General features: G+C 69.0%; 14 protein-coding genes and 1 pseudogene. 8 read left to right on the forward strand and 7 right to left on the reverse strand.

What is annotated here, in order from left to right; genetic code table 11:
* Window positions 1–35 precede the first annotated feature (35 nt).
* Genes WPS_RS01410 through gyrA form a run of 3 tightly spaced genes read left to right on the forward strand, consistent with a single transcriptional unit; the run spans window position 36 to window position 3,043 of the window.
* Complete coding sequence (locus WPS_RS01410; RefSeq protein ID WP_317996081.1) at window positions 36–260, forward strand: hypothetical protein; 225 nt, start codon at window positions 36–38, stop codon at window positions 258–260.
* The gene (locus WPS_RS01415; RefSeq protein ID WP_317996082.1) at window positions 257–439 is read left to right on the forward strand and encodes a hypothetical protein; all 183 of its coding nucleotides are present in this window, start codon (window positions 257–259) and stop codon (window positions 437–439) included. Before WPS_RS01410 ends, WPS_RS01415 begins: the two co-directional genes overlap by 4 nt.
* Window positions 440–448: 9 nt before the next feature.
* Window positions 449–3,043 carry a DNA gyrase subunit A gene (gene gyrA / locus WPS_RS01420; RefSeq protein WP_317996083.1) on the forward strand — a complete coding sequence of 865 codons (2,595 nt, stop codon included), beginning with the start codon at window positions 449–451 and terminating at the stop codon, window positions 3,041–3,043.
* Window position 3,044: 1 nt separating this feature from the next.
* Here gyrA and WPS_RS01425 read toward each other — a convergent pair.
* The 3 genes and pseudogenes from WPS_RS01425 to WPS_RS01435 all read right to left on the reverse strand — a co-directional run bounded on the left by WPS_RS01425 (window position 3,045) and on the right by WPS_RS01435 (window position 6,166).
* Window positions 3,045–3,527: pseudogene (locus tag WPS_RS01425) on the reverse strand ((2Fe-2S)-binding protein).
* 9 nt (window positions 3,528–3,536) lie between these two features.
* Window positions 3,537–5,723: a molybdopterin cofactor-binding domain-containing protein gene (locus WPS_RS01430; protein WP_317996085.1), complete on the reverse strand. Its 2,187-nt coding sequence runs from the start codon at window positions 5,721–5,723 to the stop codon at window positions 3,537–3,539.
* A complete protein-coding gene (locus WPS_RS01435; RefSeq protein ID WP_317996086.1) occupies window positions 5,720–6,166 on the reverse strand; it encodes a hypothetical protein in 447 nt (148 codons plus the stop codon). The genes WPS_RS01430 and WPS_RS01435 overlap by 4 nt, the downstream gene beginning before the upstream one ends.
* Before the next feature lie 133 nt (window positions 6,167–6,299).
* Between WPS_RS01435 and WPS_RS01440 the strand changes: the two genes are divergently transcribed.
* Entirely contained in the window at window positions 6,300–7,286 is a 987-nt protein-coding gene (locus WPS_RS01440; protein ID WP_317996087.1) for a helix-turn-helix transcriptional regulator, read from the forward strand.
* Between the two features lie 35 nt (window positions 7,287–7,321).
* Here WPS_RS01440 and WPS_RS01445 read toward each other — a convergent pair whose 3' ends face one another.
* Window positions 7,322–8,053 (reverse strand): hypothetical protein, encoded by a 732-nt coding sequence (locus WPS_RS01445; RefSeq protein ID WP_317996088.1) that lies wholly within the window; start codon window positions 8,051–8,053, stop codon window positions 7,322–7,324.
* Between the two features lie 76 nt (window positions 8,054–8,129).
* Between WPS_RS01445 and trxA the strand changes: the two genes are divergently transcribed.
* The 3 genes from trxA to selB are packed head-to-tail and all read left to right on the forward strand — an operon-like array spanning window position 8,130 to window position 11,690.
* A complete protein-coding gene (gene trxA / locus WPS_RS01450) occupies window positions 8,130–8,462 on the forward strand; it encodes a thioredoxin (RefSeq protein ID WP_317996089.1) in 333 nt (110 codons plus the stop codon).
* A 25-nt stretch (window positions 8,463–8,487) separates the two neighbouring features.
* Window positions 8,488–9,834 carry an L-seryl-tRNA(Sec) selenium transferase gene (gene selA / locus WPS_RS01455; protein WP_317997586.1) on the forward strand — a complete coding sequence of 449 codons (1,347 nt, stop codon included), beginning with the start codon at window positions 8,488–8,490 and terminating at the stop codon, window positions 9,832–9,834.
* 5 nt (window positions 9,835–9,839) lie between these two features.
* A complete protein-coding gene (selB, locus tag WPS_RS01460) occupies window positions 9,840–11,690 on the forward strand; it encodes a selenocysteine-specific translation elongation factor (protein WP_317996090.1) in 1,851 nt (616 codons plus the stop codon).
* Here selB and WPS_RS01465 read toward each other — a convergent pair.
* From WPS_RS01465 to WPS_RS01475, 3 genes are read right to left on the reverse strand one after another with little or no spacing between them, the layout of a single operon-like run.
* Entirely contained in the window at window positions 11,677–12,885 is a 1,209-nt protein-coding gene (locus WPS_RS01465) for an acetamidase/formamidase family protein (protein WP_317996091.1), read from the reverse strand. The genes selB and WPS_RS01465 overlap by 14 nt on opposite strands.
* A gap of 7 nt (window positions 12,886–12,892) precedes the next feature.
* Window positions 12,893–14,251, reverse strand: a complete 1,359-nt coding sequence (locus WPS_RS01470; RefSeq protein WP_317996092.1) for an NAD(P)H-dependent oxidoreductase — start codon at window positions 14,249–14,251, stop codon at window positions 12,893–12,895.
* The gene (locus tag WPS_RS01475) at window positions 14,248–14,871 is read right to left on the reverse strand and encodes a GntR family transcriptional regulator (protein ID WP_317996093.1); all 624 of its coding nucleotides are present in this window, start codon (window positions 14,869–14,871) and stop codon (window positions 14,248–14,250) included. The genes WPS_RS01470 and WPS_RS01475 overlap by 4 nt, the downstream gene beginning before the upstream one ends.
* Before the next feature lie 124 nt (window positions 14,872–14,995).
* On the opposite strand from WPS_RS01475, the gene WPS_RS01480 reads away from it, so the two are divergent.
* Window positions 14,996–16,675: an acyl-CoA mutase large subunit family protein gene (locus WPS_RS01480; protein ID WP_405054981.1), complete on the forward strand. Its 1,680-nt coding sequence runs from the start codon at window positions 14,996–14,998 to the stop codon at window positions 16,673–16,675.
* The last annotated feature ends 11 nt before the right edge of the window (window positions 16,676–16,686 follow it).

Below are 16,686 nucleotides of genomic sequence, written 5' to 3' on the forward strand. Positions count from 1 at the left end.
CTTCTCAGTCAGAATGGTGATAGGTGCTGTTGCGGATGAGTGACGTCCTCGTTGGGATCGTCGCCGGGGCGGTGTGTTCGGTGATCGCGGCGGCCTTCGAAACCGTCGTGCTGACCAGCCGCTTTTTCTCGCTCGATCACGTCGGCGAAGGTCTCGAAAGCAAGCTGCTGCTGATCGCGGTTGTCGGGGCAATCGCAGGCGGGGTCGTCGGCTTTCTCGTCGGGGCGCTTTTCAAGCAGCGCGACGCCGTCCGCCGGTGATCCCGACCTCCTCCGCAGCCGAACACCTGGCCGATCTCGACGCCAGGTTCGAAGCCCATGCCGAAGCGCTTCGCGCGCATGCCGGCCGGCTGCGCGACGCACTCGCGCGCGCGGCCGGCGCACCGGCGGCCGCAACCGATCCGCTCGAGACCGAACCACTCTCGCATTCCGACTCGTAGAAAGTTTCCGTGAACGACGACTCCCGCATGTCCACCATCGCCGTCGAAGACGAGATGCAGGAGAGCTACCTCTCCTATGCGATGTCCGTCATCGCGTCGCGCGCCCTGCCCGACGTGCGCGACGGTCTCAAGCCCGTCCAGCGGCGCATCCTCTACGCGATGCGCGAGATGGGGATGGACCCGAGCAAACAGCACCGCAAGTGCGCCGGTGTGATCGGCGAGGTGCTCAAGTCGTTCCACCCGCACGGCGACTCGTCGGTATACGACGCGCTGGTGCGCATGGCGCAGGACTTCACCCTGCGCTACCCGCTCATCGACGGTCACGGGAACTTCGGCTCGATCGATCCCGATCCGCCGGCGGCGTATCGTTACACCGAAGCGCGGCTCGCGCGCCCGGCGATGGAGATGCTCGCCGACATCGACAAAGAGACCGTCGATTTCATCCCCAACTTCGACAACCAGACCGAAGAGCCGGTTGTGCTGCCGGCGCGCCTGCCGCAACTGCTCGTCAACGGCTCCTCGGGGATCGCGGTCGGGATGGCGACCAACATCCCGCCGCACAACGTCGGCGAGATCTGCGACGCGATCACGTACCTGATCGACAGCACCGGGAAAAATCTCAGCGACGACGAGCTGATGGACGGTCTGCTCGACCGCGTGCACGGCCCGGATTTCCCGACCGGCGGCGTCCTGCTCGGATGCGAAGCGATCCGTAACGCGTACAAGACCGGGCGCGGTTCGGTGGCGCTGCGCGGCAAGGCCGAGATCGTCGAAGACAAGGGCCGCTACCGCATCGTCATCAGCGAAGTGCCGTTCCAGGTCTCGGTGAACCGCATTCTCGAGTCGATCACCGACGCATATCAGGAGAAACGGATCACCGGCATTACCGCGCTGCACAACGAGTCGAACCGCAAGGGGATGCGGATCGTCGTCGAGCTGCACCGTTCCGCGACGCCGCAAGTCGTGCTGAATCAGCTCTACAAGCAGACCCCGCTGCAGTCGAGCTTCGCGTTCAACATGCTCGCGCTGGTCCCGGTGAAGCGCGGCGGGACGATGGAGCACACCACCGGAACGCTCACCCCGCTCGAACCGCAAGTTCTCAGCCTCAAGGACATGCTGGGGCACTTCATCGATCATCGCCGCGAGGTGACGTCGCGCCGCGCGCGCTACGAACTGCGCAAGGCGCTCGAACGCGCGAAGATCCTGCGCGGCTTCCGCATCGCGCTCGACAACATCGACGAAGTCATCTCGATCATCCGCGCCAGCGCGACCGTCGACGAAGCGAAAGCGAACTTGATGGCGCGCTTCCCGGTCCCCGAAGGCGGCCTCGCCGACGACATCCCGGGCGATCTGAACGACGTCATCGCCGCCGGCCTCGACGAGATCCAGGCCGCCGCGATCGTCGACATGCGCCTGCGCACGCTCGTCGGCCTCGAACGCAAGAAGATCGAGGACGAGTACGAGGGACTACTGGTGACGATCGACGATCTGCGCGACCTGCTCGCGAAGCCGGCCCGCATCCTGCAAGTCGTCCGCGACGAGACGGCAGACCTCAAGAAGCGGATGGACGATCCGCGCAAGACGCCGGTCGAAGCCCTCGAAGGCGAACTCGCGATCGAAGACATCATCGCCGACACCGAGGTCGTCGTGACGGTGACGGTCGGCGGCTACATCAAGCGCGTCTCCGTCGACACGTTCCGCGCGCAAAACCGCGGCGGACGCGGCGTCATCGGCATCGCGAACTTGAAGAAGGAAGACGTCGTCCGCAACTTCTTCGTCGCGACGACGCACCAGCACGTCCTATTCTTCACGAATAAGGGCCGTGCGTTCCGTCTGCGGGCGTACGAGATCCCCGACTCAACGCGCCAGTCGCGCGGGACGGCGCTGGTCAACCTGCTGCAGCTGCCGCCGGGGGAGAACGTCACCGCCGTCTTCCCGGTGAGCCGTTTCGACACCGACGAATACCTCGTGATGGTCACCCGTCACGGCGTGATCAAGAAGACGAAGCTCGACGAGTTCGAGAACGTGCGCCGCAACGGGCTCATCGCGATCGGCCTCGACGACGGCGACGAACTCCTCGCCGTCGACCTGAGCCGCGGCGACCGCGACATCATCCTCGCGACCCACGACGGGATGGCGGTCCATTTCAACGAGACCGACGTGCGGCCGATGGGCCGCCCGGCGCGCGGCGTCAAGGCGATGACGCTCGCCGCCGGCGACGAGATCGTCGCGATGGACGTCGTCGAAGACGACCGCCGCGAAGTGCTCATCGTGACCTCGCAGGCGTACGGGAAGCGCACTCCCATCGATGACTACCGCCACACCTCGCGCGGCGGCAAAGGCGTGAAGGCGTTCGCTAAGGAGAAAGAGATCGGCTACGTCGTCGATCAGATCTTGGTGAAGCCGGACGACGAACTGCTGATGATCACCTCGGGGAACCAGGTGATCCGCATCCCGGTCAGTCAGATCCGGCGCGCCGGACGCTCGACCAAAGGCGTGCGCCTGCAGCGGCTCGCGGAGGGCGACGAGGTCATCGCGATCGCCAATCTCGGCCAGCAGTCGAAAGCCGTCGAAGACATCACCGGCGAAGCGCCGGCCGTGTAAGTCACGCTGAGCTTGTCGAAACGCCGCGCCCGGCCATGAGTTCCGCGGCGCGGTGGATCGCTTTGCGCACGCGCTCGTACGTCCCGCAGCGGCAGAGGTTCGTCACCGACTCGTCGATCTGCGCGTCGCTCGGCGAGCGGTGTTAGGCGAGCAGCCGCGCCGCCGCCATGATCATTCCCGACTGACAATAGCCGCACTGCGGGACGCCGATCTCGAGCCACGCCTGCTGCACGGGATGCAGTTCGCCGTGCGCGGCGAGACCTTCGATCGTGCGAACGTCGCTCCCGGCGGCGTTCTCCATCGGGAGCAGACACGAACGCACGGCCTCGCCGTTCACGTGCACGGTGCACGCGCCGCACAGTCCGCGACCGCAGCCGAACTTCGTGCCGCGCAGGCCGGCTTCGTCGCGCAGCGCCCACAGCAGCGGCGTGTCCGGCTCGACGTCGAGCGCGGCGGCTTTCCCGTTGATCCTCAGCCGAATCATCCGTGTCCCTCAGGCGAATTGCTTGGCGTAGCGGGTGCGGATGCCGTGACGCGCGAGCGGAAGGGTGCGCACGCGCCGTCCGCTCGCGGCGAAGATCGCGTTGGCGAGGGCCGCCGCCGTCGGAACCGGCCCGACTTCGCCGAGTCCGCCCGGATCGGCGCCGCTGTCGATGAACGCGAACGTCGTCGGCGGCGCCTCGGGGAGCGCGAGCAGGTGAAACCCGTCGAAGTTCGTCGCGGTGCTGCGGCCGTGCGCGAACGTGATCTCCGAGGCGAGCGCCTGCGTGAGTCCCCAGTTGATGCCGCCCTCGATGTTCGCGCGCGTGATGTCGGGATCGAGGACGTAGCCGCCGTCGAGCACGGTGGTGACATGGTGCAGATCGAGCGTGTCGCCGTGCAGCGAGACCTCGACCGCCTGCGCGAGGTAGGTCTGGAAACAGTACGCGAGCGCGATGCCGACGCCGCGTCCGCGCGGACGCGGCGCGTCGAGCTTCGCGAGTTCGGCGAGCTTGCGCAACACCGGCACGGCGCGCGCTTCGTGCGGACTGCCCTTCAGCAATGCGAGGCGGTACGCGAGCGGATCGATGCCGGCCGCGTGCGCGAGCTCGTCGACGAAGCTCTCCGAGGCGAAGACGTTCGGGCCGTAGCCGGTCGTACGCCAGACCATCGTCGGCACGGGCACGTCGATGATGTGCACGTCGAACTGCCGCCGCGCTACGGTGTACGGATAGGCCTCGTCGGTCAGCCCCTCAATGCACGACGGGTCGGCTTGCGGAAACGCGAAGGGTTTGGGAAGTCCGATGTAGACCGGGGACGCGATCGTCGGCGCAACGAGCCGCTGCAGCATCGCGACGGGAATCCCGTTCGCGTCGAGCGACGCCGTCATCGACTGGCGGAACGCCGGACGATAGCTGTCGCGATGGAAGTCTTCCTCGCGCGTCCAGACGAGCTTCACCGGGCGGCCGACCGCGCGCGAGATCAGCGCCGCCTGCACGGCGTAGTCGGCGATGAGCCGCCGGCCGAAGCCGCCACCGAGGAGCGTCCGATTCACCGCGACGTTGTCTTTGGGGATGCCGAGCGCCTCACTCACGCGCACCACGCACATCGTCTGCCCCTGCGTCGGCGCCCAGAGGTTGCAGCGATCGCCCTCGACCGACGCGGTGCAGTTCATCGGCTCCATCGTCGCGTGCGCCTGCCACGCCGAGCCGTACGCCGCGCTGACGACGCGGGCGCCGTTCGCGCGCGCCGCATCGAGGGCGGCCGCGACGCCGTCGCCTTTCACGACCGGCGTCCACGCGTCGCCGCGCATCGTCGTGTCGTAGAGCGCGTCGAGCGCGGGCGTGGCGACGTCGGCGCCGGTGCTCCAGCGCACGGGGAGCGCGTCGACCGCCTTGTGCGCGCGCCACCAGGAAGTCGCGACCACGGCCACGCCGCGCGGGACCCGCACGACGCCCAGCACGCCGCGCATCCGCCGCACCGCGCGATCGTCGAAGGAAAGCACGTCACCGTTGATCGTCGGCGCCGTCTTCACCGCGGCGTACGCCATGTGCGGGACGACGACGTCGATGCCGAACACCGGCTCGCCGGTGATCTTCGCGCGCAGGTCGACGCGCCGGTGCGCGGTGCGCAGCAGCGTCCATCGGGCGGGCGATTTCAACGCCGGTTTCTGATTGACCGGAAGCGCCGCGGCCGCCGCGGCGAGCGAACCGTACGTCGCGCTGCGCCCGCTCGCCAGATGCGTCACCGTGCTCTTGGCGGTCCGGCAGGTCGCGGGATCGACGTTCCACTCCGCGGCGGCGGCGCGGACGAGCGCGTCGCGCGCCGCCGCGCCCATGGTGCGCAGCACCGGCCAGAAGTCGCGGATGCTCCGCGCGTCGCCGGTGAACTGGGTGTTCACGTACGGGTTGGCGTAGGACGGATCGACGCCGGTCTTCTCGAGCTGGACCGCGTCCCAATCGGCATCGAGTTCCTCGGCGATCACCATCGGATGCGTCGTTCCGATCCCCTGGCCCATCTCGGCTTGCGAGACCATGATCGTCACCACGTTGTCGGGACTGATGCGCACCCAGGCGTTGAGCGGAACGGCGCTGTTCGCGGCGTGGTCGACGTTGCGTGCCGCCAGCGCGGGCGCTTCGAGCTGCAGCAGCAAACCGCCGCCGCCGACCGCGGCGACGCGCAGGAACGCATCGCGCTTCATGCCGGGCATTCTGCACCGGTCGCGGCCCAATGCGCGACGAGCGCACGGAAGTGCGGTTTGTCCACCGGCGGCGGACGGCGCGTCCCGCCCGGATGCCACGCCCAACCGACGAGCGGGTCGTCGGAGAAGTGGTGCACGAGAGCCGCGATGTTCCGGTTTCCGTTCTTGCTGCGGTCGAGGACGGCCAAACAAAGCGCGTGCACGTTTTTCCCTTCCCAGCCCATCGAGAGCGGTGCGAGTCCCCAATGCGGCGCGCCCGGGACGTCGGCCGCGGTCTGATTGTGCGTCGCGTGACAGGTCGAACATCGCATCCCTGCCATACCGTGGTTCTCGGGACCGCGGCGCACGTTGAGGAAATGTTCGCGGCGCGCATCGCCTTGCCGCGGAAAATCGGTGATCGTATGGCAGTTCATGCAGCGCGGCGATTGCAGCACCGGAGCCATCCGCGCGAACGTTCGCGCGGAATCGTCCCGAGTCGAATCGTCGCCGCGTGCCGATGCCGTACCAAGTGCAAACGCGCCGGCAACGGCGTATGCGGCGAGCTGAAACGCGATCTTCACGTCACCTCCCGGATCGATGCTGCTCGGGAGTGTAACGGGCGCGAGGAACCGCAGGCAGTCTACAAAATGTGAGGGGCAAGGCCCCGACAGCATAGCGCTCGTGCACGCACGGTACCAGAGGTTCCGGAATGTCGTCACCGTGAGTGACGATTTCGCCGCTCCGCTCGACGCGCGCCGCGCCGAACTGCGGCGCTTTCTGCGCGGACGGCGGCGCACGACCTCACCGGAGGTGCTGGGGCTTCCGCTCGCGTCGAACCGGCGGCGCAACGCCGGCGTGCGGATCGAGGAGCTGTGCGCCGCCGCCGGCGTCGGCATCACGTGGTACAGCGCGCTCGAGAACGGCCGTCCGATCCGCATGTCGCAGAAACTGCTCGACGCGATCGCGTCGGCGCTCGCGATGTCGGCCGACGAACGGCGCTACCTCTTCGCGCTCGCCGCGCCGCGCGACCAGCCGCTCCCGCCCGCGGAGACGATCCGGGGCGTTCTGATCGCGCTCGCGGAGAACGTCGAGTTCGGGCCGGCGTACGTCGTCGACGATCGCTGGAACGTCCTCGGATGGAACGCGTTCGCCGGCACGCTCTTCGGCTTCGCGCCGCGCGGCGGCGGCAATCTCGTCGAGCGCATGTTTTTGGATCCGTCGCTGCGCGCGATCCATCTGTCATGGCCGCGCATCGCCGACGAACTTGTCGCCGTGCTGCACATGAACTACGCGTTCGCCTACGAACCGGCGCGGTTCGACGCATTCATCGAGCGGATGCGCGCGGCCAGCGCGGAGTTCGCGGAACGATGGGAGGCGGCCGGCGTTCGCGCGATGGCCCCCAAACGCATGCGGGTCGCGCATCCCGCCTACGGCACGTTGACGCTCGAAACCGTCGGCTTGCAGCAGTCGGAGCATTGGCACGATCGCGGCTCCGACTGGCTGATCGTTCAGCGTCACGTCGATGACGGGGGCGGGGATAGTTCGGATGGGGATTCGGGCGGCGCTTCGACAAGCTCAGCGTGACGAGCGGCTCAGTGTGACGCGCGAGCTCAGCGTGATTAGGGAGCGGCTTCGACGTAGTCGCCGGGCCGCGGGTCTCCGCGTCCGATTATGACGGCTTCGATGTACTTTCCGGTCGTGCTGGTGACGATCAGCTCGAAGGGCGGCCGCGAGGCGCCGGCGTTGTCGGCGACGCCGCGCAGCACCTGGCTCACGGCGAACGCCGGACCGCGTTCGATCAGCACCGTTCCGTTATACACGTTGACGATGCGGGAGAGCGGCTTCACCAGCGGCTGGCGCGCGAGCGCGGCGGTCACCGAACGCTCCCACGTCCGTTCGGCGTTCGGTTCGAAGTCGCCGCGGGACGCCTCGGAGACCGGATCGCTCTCGAGGTTGACGGTCTTCACCGGCAGCGTCTCGCCGCTGAGGCAGTTGCGCACGGTGAAGCGCGCGATCCCGTAGGCGCGATCGGTTTCCTGCGCGACGCCCGGCAGCCGCGGCGCGCGGTCGAACGTCGCGAGCACGGCATACACCGCGTGCGCGGCACGGCAGCGCGCGTCGTCGGCGAGCGTCGTCTCCCCGTCGAAGACGGGGGAACGCACGTCGACGTAATTGGCGACGATCTTGCGCCACAGGGCCTGCGGCATCTCCGCCTTCGCGCTCTCGCCGACCGTCGCCGTGACGAGCACGGTCGCGGGGTTCGCCGCCGGGGCGGCCGCCGGACGTGCGAGAGCAGGCGTAAGCGACGCTGCGACAAACGTGGTGACGGCGAGCAGACGAGGCATGCGCACGGAGGCGACCTTCCGGGTCGAAACCCGCGCTCCTACGACCGGGTCCGTATGCGATGGAGGTATTCAACCCACTGCCATGAGCGCACTCCCCGACGTTTCCGAGAGCACCTTTCCGACTACGGTGCTCGGGTCCGACAAGCCCGTCCTGGTCGATTTCTGGGCCCCCTGGTGCGGCCCGTGCAAGATGCTTGCGCCCGTCGTTGAGAAGGTCGCCGGTCAGCTCGGCGGCCAGATGAATTTCGTGAAGCTCAACACCGACGAAGCGCCGTCGCTCGCCGGTCAGTACGGCGTCTCGGGGATCCCGTGCCTGATCCTATTCAAGGGCGGCAAGGCGGTCGACCGGATCGTCGGCTTCGTTCCCGAAGCGCAGATCCGCCAGATGCTCGACAAGCATCTGGCCGCGGCCTGACCCGCCTCTGAACGACCGCCGCGGCCTGCCGGCCGTCCACCGGGTTCTCGACGAACCGCGCGTCGCGCGGTTCGTCGTGCTCTTGGGGGCGCCGACGGCGAAGCGGCACGTCGTCGCCGCGCTCGACGCGGCGCGTGCAGCCGAGGTAACGCCGCCGGCATCCGCCGTCGTGGATGATGCGCTCGTCCGCCTCGCGGGCGAAGCGCAGCGCGGTCTCGTCGGCGTGCTGAACGGCACCGGCGTTCTGCTGCACACCAACCTCGGGCGCGCACCGCTCGCCGCGGCGGCGCTCGACGCGATCGCGGCGGCCGCCGGCGGCGCGTCGAATCTGGAGTTCGATCTGACGACCGGGACGCGCGGCTCGCGCTACGAGCGGCTCGACGCGCTGCTGCGCGCGGTCACCGGTGCGGAAGCGAGCCTCGTGGTGAACAACTGCGCGGCGGCGGTCCTGCTCGTCCTCGACACCTTCGCGCGCGCGCCCGACGGCTCCGCGCGTGAGGTGATCGTCGCGCGTGGTCAGCTCGTCGAGATCGGCGGCGGCTTTCGCCTTCCCGACGTGCTCGCGCGCAGCGGCGCGCGGCTCGTCGAGGTCGGAGCGACCAACAAGGTTCGCATCGCCGACTACGCGCACGCGCTCTCGCCGCGCACCGCGCTGCTGATGCGCGCGCATCCCTCGAACTATCGCATCGAGGGCTTCACCGAAGACGTCACCGCACCGGAACTCGTCGCGCTGGGCGCGCGCGCCGGCGTTCCGGTGATCGAAGATCTCGGCAGCGGCGCGCTGGAAGATGTGCGTCCGTACGGACTGCCCGGCGAGCGCACCGTCGCCGAAGCGGTCTCCGACGGCGTCGATCTGGTGACGTTCTCCGCCGACAAACTGCTGGGCGGACCGCAGGCGGGGATCATCGCCGGTCGCCGCGCCGCCATCGCACGCCTGCGCGCGAACCCGCTGCTGCGCGCTCTGCGCGTCGGGTCGGTGACGATCGCCGCGCTCGGCGCGACGCTGCGCCTGCACGTCGAGGGTACCGTGCGCGAACAAATCCCGCTCTACCGCATGCTCGCGACGCCGATCGACGCGCTGCGCGCGCGCGCCGAGGCGCTGGTCGCGCGTGTGGACGGGCTCGATGTGCACGTCGCGGGACACGAAGGCTACGCCGGCGGCGGAACGCTCCCGCTCGCTCCGCTGCCCTCGATCGCGCTCGCATGGCGGCCCGCGGACGGCGACGTCAATGCGGCTGCGGCACGCCTGCGCGCCGGCGATCCGCCGGTGGTTGCGCGGATCGACGGCGATGCGGTTGCGATCGACCTGCGCACGATTCCGCCCGCACGCGACGCCGACCTCGCGGCGGCGCTGCTCGCCGCCGCGCGCTGAACCCCATGCACGTCGTCGGGACCGCAGGCCATGTCGATCACGGAAAGTCGTCGCTGGTGCAGGCGCTCACCGGGACCGATCCCGATCGCTGGATCGAAGAGAAACTGCGCGGGATGACGCTCGACCTCGGCTTCGCGCACTTGCGTTTCCCCGACGGGGTCGAAGCCGGGATCGTCGACGTCCCCGGCCACGAACGTTTCGTGCACAACATGCTCGCCGGCGCGGCGGGGATGGAGCTGCTGCTGCTCGTCGTCGCCGCGAACGAAGGCGTGATGCCGCAGACGCTCGAGCATCTCGCGATCCTCGCGCATCTCGACGTACGGCGCGCGATCGTCGTGCTCGCCAAACGCGATCTCGTCGACGACGCCGAACTCCGCGCGGTCGAGGAGGAGATCCGGGCTGCGCTGGCCTCGACGATCGTCGCCGGCGCCCCGTTCGTCGCCGTCTCGACGCGGACCGGCGAGGGCGTCGAGACCCTGCGCGACGCGATCCACGACGCGCTCGTCGCGCTTCCCGAGCGCGCATCCGACGCACCGGTCTTCCTTCCGGTCGATCGCGTCTTCGCGATCTCTGGTCGCGGAACGGTGGTGACCGGGACGCTCGTGCAGGGGACGATCCGCGCCGGCGACACGCTGCAGATCGACGAACCGGCGCGCGAGGTCCGCGTACGGTCGCTGCAGGTGTTCGGCGAGTCGCGCCAGGCGGTCTCAGCCGGCGCGCGCGTCGCCGTGAACGTCGCCGGTGTCGATGTCGCCGAACTGCATCGCGGCGCCGTGCTCGCCGATCGCGCCGTCGGGGTCGCAAACGCGATGCGCGTGCGCTTTCGCACCGCGGGCGCGCCGCTGCGCCGGCGGACGCCCGTGCGCGCGCATCTCGGCGCCGCGGAGATCCTCGGCACGCTGGTCTTCGACACCGCGCCGGCGGCGGAGGAGACGAGCGATGCAACGCTGTTTCTGCGCCGCGCCGCCGCGACGTATCCGGGCGAGGCGTTCGTCGCACGCGCCCTTTCGCCGAAGGCGCTGCTCGGCGGCGGGACGATCGGGAGCACCGCGACCGCGCAGATCGGCGACACCGCGCAGAGCGAGCGCGAGACGATCCTGGCCGTGCTCGGCGCGTCGGGTCTCGCGCCGCTGGGTTCGGCGGAAATCGCCGCGCGCGCGAACGTGCGCGAGGAGCGCGCGGAGGAACTGCTCGCCGAGCTGGCCGCGCGCGGGACGGTGCGGCGTCTGCAGAAGCCCGTCACGTATCTCGGCGGCGCCGCCGCCGACGAACTGACCGCGCGGATCGCGGCGATCCTCGCGCGTCGCGAGGCTGAGACGCCGTGGGTGCTCGGCGTCACGTCGCTCGCGCTCGCGCGCGAGCTCGCGGTCGACGAACCGCTGCTGCTCCGCGTGCTCGCCGCCGACGCCGAGGACGGGCGCATCGTCGCGCGAGTCGGATATTACGCGACGCTCGCCCATCGCCCGCAGTTGACCAGCGAGCAGTACGCGTTCTTCGACCGCGCCGCCGCCGCCGACGCGGCGGCGACGCTCGTTCCGGTCGAGCTCGAGACGCTCGTCGCCGAAATCAAGCGCACGAAGATCCCCGGCTTGGGACAAGCCTTCGACACGCTGCTGGCGACCGGCGCGCTGGTGAAGGTCGGCGCCGACGTCTACCGCGGCTCGCAGATCGCGGAGATTCGCCGCCGGCTCGAGGCGTCGATCCGGCGCGACGGTCCGATCACGATGGCGCGCTTTCGCGACGCGGTGGGGACGACGCGCAAGTACGCCGTCCCGCTGATGGAATGGTTCGACGCGACCGGGGTGACGGTGCGCGACGGCGACGTCCGGTCGCTGCGCGGCGCTACGCGACGCTGATCGTCGAACGGTAGTCCGGGGCGAAGATCTCCTTGGGGATCATCGCGTGCACGCCGTTGATCACGTTGACCATCTGCGTCACGCGGAAGTCGACGCCGATCGACGCGAGGCTGTAGGATTCGTCGCGGGTCAGCCCGGCGCGCTCGTGCAGGAACGCGATCGTCTGACGCAGCGCGATCCGCAGCGCTTCGTTCAAGTGCGTGTCCATCCCCAGCGCGATCCAGTGCGTCGGCGTCTCGGCGAACGGCCACGTCCAGCCGGCGTTCTTGTGGACGATCACCTGCATGCGCACCTCGCGCATCCCGGTCTCGATCGCGGTGATGTTCACTTCGCCGTCGGCCTGCACCGCGTGTGAGTCGCCGGTGAAGATCAGGGCGCCGGGATGCGTCACCGGGACGAACAGCGACGATCCCGCGGTGAGGTCTTTGAGATCGATGTTGCCGCCGAAGCGGCCGGGTGCGACCGAACTCACCGGCACGTCGCCCGCGGGCGCGACGCCGAGCGTCCCCTGAAACGGCTTGAGCGCGAGCCGGATGCGGTCGTTGAAATAGACGTACCCGTCGTCCGCCGAGAGATCGAAATAGCGGACGTGTCCGTGCGCGAACTCGGCGTGCAGCGAGCCGGTAACGAGCGCGCCCGGGTTGTGAAAGTTGGCGCCGAAATCGATCGTCTCGAGGCGCAGCATCCGCAGCTGCAGGACGTCGCCCGGCATCGCTCCGCGTACGAAGATCGGCCCGATGATGCTGTGCACGCCGCGCCCCGGAATCGCGCGCCGCATCGCCGCGAGCGCGTCGGCGCTCACGCCGGGCTGCAGCCGGTTCGAGAAATGCGTCCAGGTGTTCTCGTAGACGACGACGTCGCCAGAGTCGATCGTCGCGACCGGCGCGGCGTTCGGATCGAAGATCCCCTGCGCGACCGTGTCGACGGTCGACGGAATGCGGTGCGTGCGTCCCAGCGCGACGGGAGCGCTGGTCGAGGTCCACGTCGTCTCCGCGTCGCCGGTCGACGGCGACGCCGCCGTCGGGTCGGCGGGCGCGGCGCGTCCGTCGCGCAGCGCTTCGTAGCGCGACTCGATCGCGCCGGCGTCGGACGCGTCGTGCGCGCGCAGACGCGCGCGGCGGGCATCGGAGGCCCACGCATCGCGGACCTCGGCGGAGACGCGCGCGATCCCGCCTTCGTCGCTGCAGCCGAACATCGCGAAGTTAGACGGCGGCCGCGACGAGCGCGTCCTGTTCGCGGCGCAGTTTCCAGAGGAACGACGACTCGTCGAAGGTGACGTCGGCTTCGCCGATCGGATGGTCGGCCTCGACGTCGCGCTGCAGCCGCAACCCGTGCGCGAGCCCCATCGGAACGAGGCGTCGTTCGCGCGCGCGCGCAGCCGGGACGCTGGTGCCGTAGACGGCGTAGCCGCCTTCGCCGTCGATGATCTCGCCGGCGCGCATCGCGCGCCGCGTCGCGCAGACGACTTCCGCACGATGGCCCGCGAACGGCGCGCCGGTAGGCTCTCCGCGCAGCGCGACGGACGCCACCGAGACGCCGATCTCCAGCCCGATCAAATGGTACGGACGCCACAGCGCGGTATACCGGCCGCTCTGATCGGTCGACATCCCGTACTCGCCGAAGCAGCGCTGTGCGTACGCGCTCTCGGAGGTGAACGTCACGTAGACGCCCCAGCGCAGGTGGTTCTCGACGAACGATTCGTCTTCGCGCACGCACGAGACGACGTCGGCGATCCCGGCGCGCGGCAGAATTCCGCCTTCACTGCGCGGCCGCATCAGCGTCGCCAGATCGTTCACCGAGGCGGGCGCGAACGTCAGCCCTTCCTCGGCGACGTCCAGCCCCGTGGCATTCGCGACGGCGACCATCTCGATCGCCGACTTCGTCCCGTCGAGAAACGAGTTGAACATCTTCGGATTGAAGCCGCCGGTCGCGATCTGCTCGGGGGTGAAGCCGTAGTAGCCGAACGCGGTGTCGGGCGTCGAACGCCGGTAGACCGGGGCGAATTTCGTTCCCTTCCCGGCGGCGACGACCTCGAAGCCGCAGGTGCGCGCCCAGTCGACGAGCTCGCAGATGATCGCCGGCTGATCGCCGTACGCCATCGAGTAGACCGCGCCGTGCTTGCGCGCGTGCGCGTGCAGCAAGGGCCCGACGACGACGTCGGCTTCCACCGTCACCATCACGACGTGGACGCCGCGTTCGAGCGCGCGATAGGCGTGGAGCGCGCCGGCTTCTTCATGCCCGGTCGCTTCGATCAGCACGTCGATCTCGCACGCCGCCGCGACTTCGCCGCTCTCGACGAGCGCGACGCGCCCGGCGCGCGCCGTGTCGTTCGCCGTGTTCGCGTCGCGCGCGAGCGCGAACGCGTCCGCGCTCCACCCGGCGCTGACGGCGGCTCTGCGCGCGCGCCCCGCGTCGAGATCGGCGAGGACGCACAGCTGCACGCCGGGCATCAAGCGCAGCTGCGCGAGGATCATCGTGCCGAACTTGCCGGCGCCGACGAGGCCGACGCGGATCGGACGGCCGGCGTCGTCACGTGCCGCGAGTGCGCGAGCGAGGTTCATCGTGCGTTCGTCTCCCGAAGGTGGCTGAGGATGCGGTCGCGGCTTAAGACGAGGTGACACTCGAGGCGCGCGACGGCGGCCTCGCCGTCGCCGTGCGCGACGGCGCTCGCGATCGCGGCATGATCGTCCCAAATCCCCGGCGGATACGTTTCGATCTCCAAGTATGCGTGCATCACGCGCATGATCTGCGACCACTGGCCGCCGAGCGCGGCGACGAGGTGCGGGTTGTCGGATGCGGCGGCGAGCTCGGCGTGATAGTCGCGGTCGAGGTGGAAGAGCGTCGTCAGATCGCCGGCGGCGATCGCGTGCATCGCCTCCTCGCTGCGCTGCTGCGTCGCTTCACGCAAGTCGGCGTAGCGCTCGGCCGCGCGCCGCAGGGCCAGCGATTCGAGCGCCAAGCGCAGGTCGTAGAGGTCGACGACGTCCTTGGGACCCAGGGGCCGCACGATCGCGCCGCGGTTGGGGCTCATCAGCACCAGCCCCTCGCCCTCCAGCCGCCGCAGCGCTTCGCGCAGGGGAATACGGCTGATGCCGAACGCATCCGCGAGTTCGTCCTGGACGAGACGCTCGCCGGGCCGGTACCGGCCGGTCAGAATCGCCTCCCGGAGGGAGTCGATCACGCCCTCAGAGCGCGTTTCCGGGCTGCGCGGCTTCATGATGGCCATGCGCTTGTATACGAGTTTTCTTCGAGGATTGCCTTTTCTAGCAAAGTATTGTATACAATCTGACAAGGGAGACCGCCTGATGCAGACGCCCGAGAAAATTCGTTCCGTCGCCGGAGACCGCGAGCAGTGGGAGCAGCTGACCCTGCTGTCGTTCATGGAGCGCCGCCCCGAGGCGCGCCCGGTGTTCCGGACCCTCGGCGGCCTGCCGCACGAACGCGTCTATACGCCCGAGCACATCGCGCTCGACTACGGCCGCGATCTCGGCTTCCCCGGCGCCTTCCCGTACACGCGCGGGCCCTACCCGACGATGTATCGCGCGCAGCCGTGGACGATGCGCCAGATCGCCGGCTTCGGGACCGCCGACGACACCAACGCGCGCTTCCGCTACCTGATCGCGCAAGGGCAAACCGGGATCTCGACCGACTTCGACATGCCGACCCTGATGGGCTACGACTCCGACGACGTGCGCAGCGAAGGTGAGGTCGGCCGCGAGGGCGTCGCGATCGACAGCGTCGACGACATGCACGATCTCTACGCCGATATCGATCTCGAGAAGATCAGCGTCTCGATGACGATCAATCCATCGGCGTGGATCCTCTTCGCGATGTACCTCACCGTCGCCGACGAGCGCGGCTTCGACCGCAACAAGCTCTCCGGGACGATTCAGAACGACATCATCAAAGAGTACGTCTCGCAGAAAGAGTGGGTCTATCCGCCGCGCCCGGCGATGCGGATCGTGCGCGACTCGATCGTCTACTCGACGCAGAACCTGCCGCGCTACAACCCCGTCAACGTCAGCGGCTACCACACGCGCGAAGCCGGCAGCACCGCGATTCAGGAAGTGGCGTTCACGCTCGCGGCGGGGATGGCGTACGTCGAGGACGTCGTGCGTGCCGGCGTCGACGTCGACGACTTCGCACCGCGGCTATCGTTCTTCTTCGTCTCTCAGATCGATTTCTTGGAAGAGGTCGCGAAATTCCGCGCCGCGCGGCGCGTGTGGGCGCGGCTGATGAAGGAACGCTTCGGCGCGAAGAAAGCCGAGTCGATGCGCCTGCGCTTCCATTGCCAGACCGCCGGCGTCTCGTGCACCGCGCGCGAACCGCTCAACAACATCGCGCGCACCGCGATCGAAGGGTTGGCGGCGGTGCTGGGCGGCGCGCAGTCGCTGCACACCAACGGCTATGACGAAGCGCTCTCGATTCCGAGCGAGGCGGCGATGAAGATCGCGTTGCGCACGCAGCAGATCATCGCCGAGGAGACCGGCGTCGTCGGCACGATCGATCCGCTCGCCGGCTCCTACGCCGTCGAGTCGCTGACGAACCGGATCGAACAAGGGTGCTTCGATTACTTCGCCGAGATCGATAAGCGCGGTGGCGTCGTCAAGTGCATCGAGGACAACTTCTTTCAGATTGAACTCGCTGACGCGGCGTACGATCTGCATCGCCGCAAGGACGCGGGCGAACGCCACGTCGTCGGCGTCACGAAGTACCGCGACGACTCGGCGAACCCGCACGTCGAACTGCACCACGTCGACGAAGGCGCCGCAAACCGCCAGCTCGCGCGGCTCGCGAAAACCCGTGCCAAGCGCGACGGCGCGGCCGTGCAGCGCGCGCTCGACGAGATCGTGCGCGTCGCGCAGACCGACGAGAACATCATGCCCTCGACGCTCGCCGCCGTAAAGGCGCGCGCGACCGGCGGCGAGATCATCAATGCGCTGCGTCCCGTGTTCGGGACCTACGTCGAGACGCCGGTCTTTTGATCTCGCACCGG

This window comes from Vulcanimicrobium alpinum (genome assembly GCF_027923555.1).
GTDB lineage: Bacteria > Vulcanimicrobiota > Vulcanimicrobiia > Vulcanimicrobiales > Vulcanimicrobiaceae > Vulcanimicrobium > Vulcanimicrobium alpinum.

Bases quoted from the DNA above. Each gene is read 5' to 3' on its own strand.
- WPS_RS01410 (WP_317996081.1), top strand. From the start codon at position 36: ATGAGTGACGTCCTCGTTGGGATCGTCGCCGGGGCGGTGTGTTCGGTG.
- trxA (WP_317996089.1), top strand. From the start codon at position 8,130: ATGAGCGCACTCCCCGACGTTTCCGAGAGCACCTTTCCGACTACGGTG.
- WPS_RS01430 (WP_317996085.1), bottom strand. From the start codon at position 5,723: ATGAAGCGCGATGCGTTCCTGCGCGTCGCCGCGGTCGGCGGCGGCGGT.
- WPS_RS01480 (WP_405054981.1), top strand. From the start codon at position 14,996: ATGCAGACGCCCGAGAAAATTCGTTCCGTCGCCGGAGACCGCGAGCAG.
- selB (WP_317996090.1), top strand. From the start codon at position 9,840: ATGCACGTCGTCGGGACCGCAGGCCATGTCGATCACGGAAAGTCGTCG.
- WPS_RS01440 (WP_317996087.1), top strand. From the start codon at position 6,300: ATGCTGCTCGGGAGTGTAACGGGCGCGAGGAACCGCAGGCAGTCTACA.
- WPS_RS01470 (WP_317996092.1), bottom strand. From the start codon at position 14,251: ATGAACCTCGCTCGCGCACTCGCGGCACGTGACGACGCCGGCCGTCCG.
- WPS_RS01465 (WP_317996091.1), bottom strand. From the start codon at position 12,885: ATGTTCGGCTGCAGCGACGAAGGCGGGATCGCGCGCGTCTCCGCCGAG.
- WPS_RS01435 (WP_317996086.1), bottom strand. From the start codon at position 6,166: ATGGCTCCGGTGCTGCAATCGCCGCGCTGCATGAACTGCCATACGATC.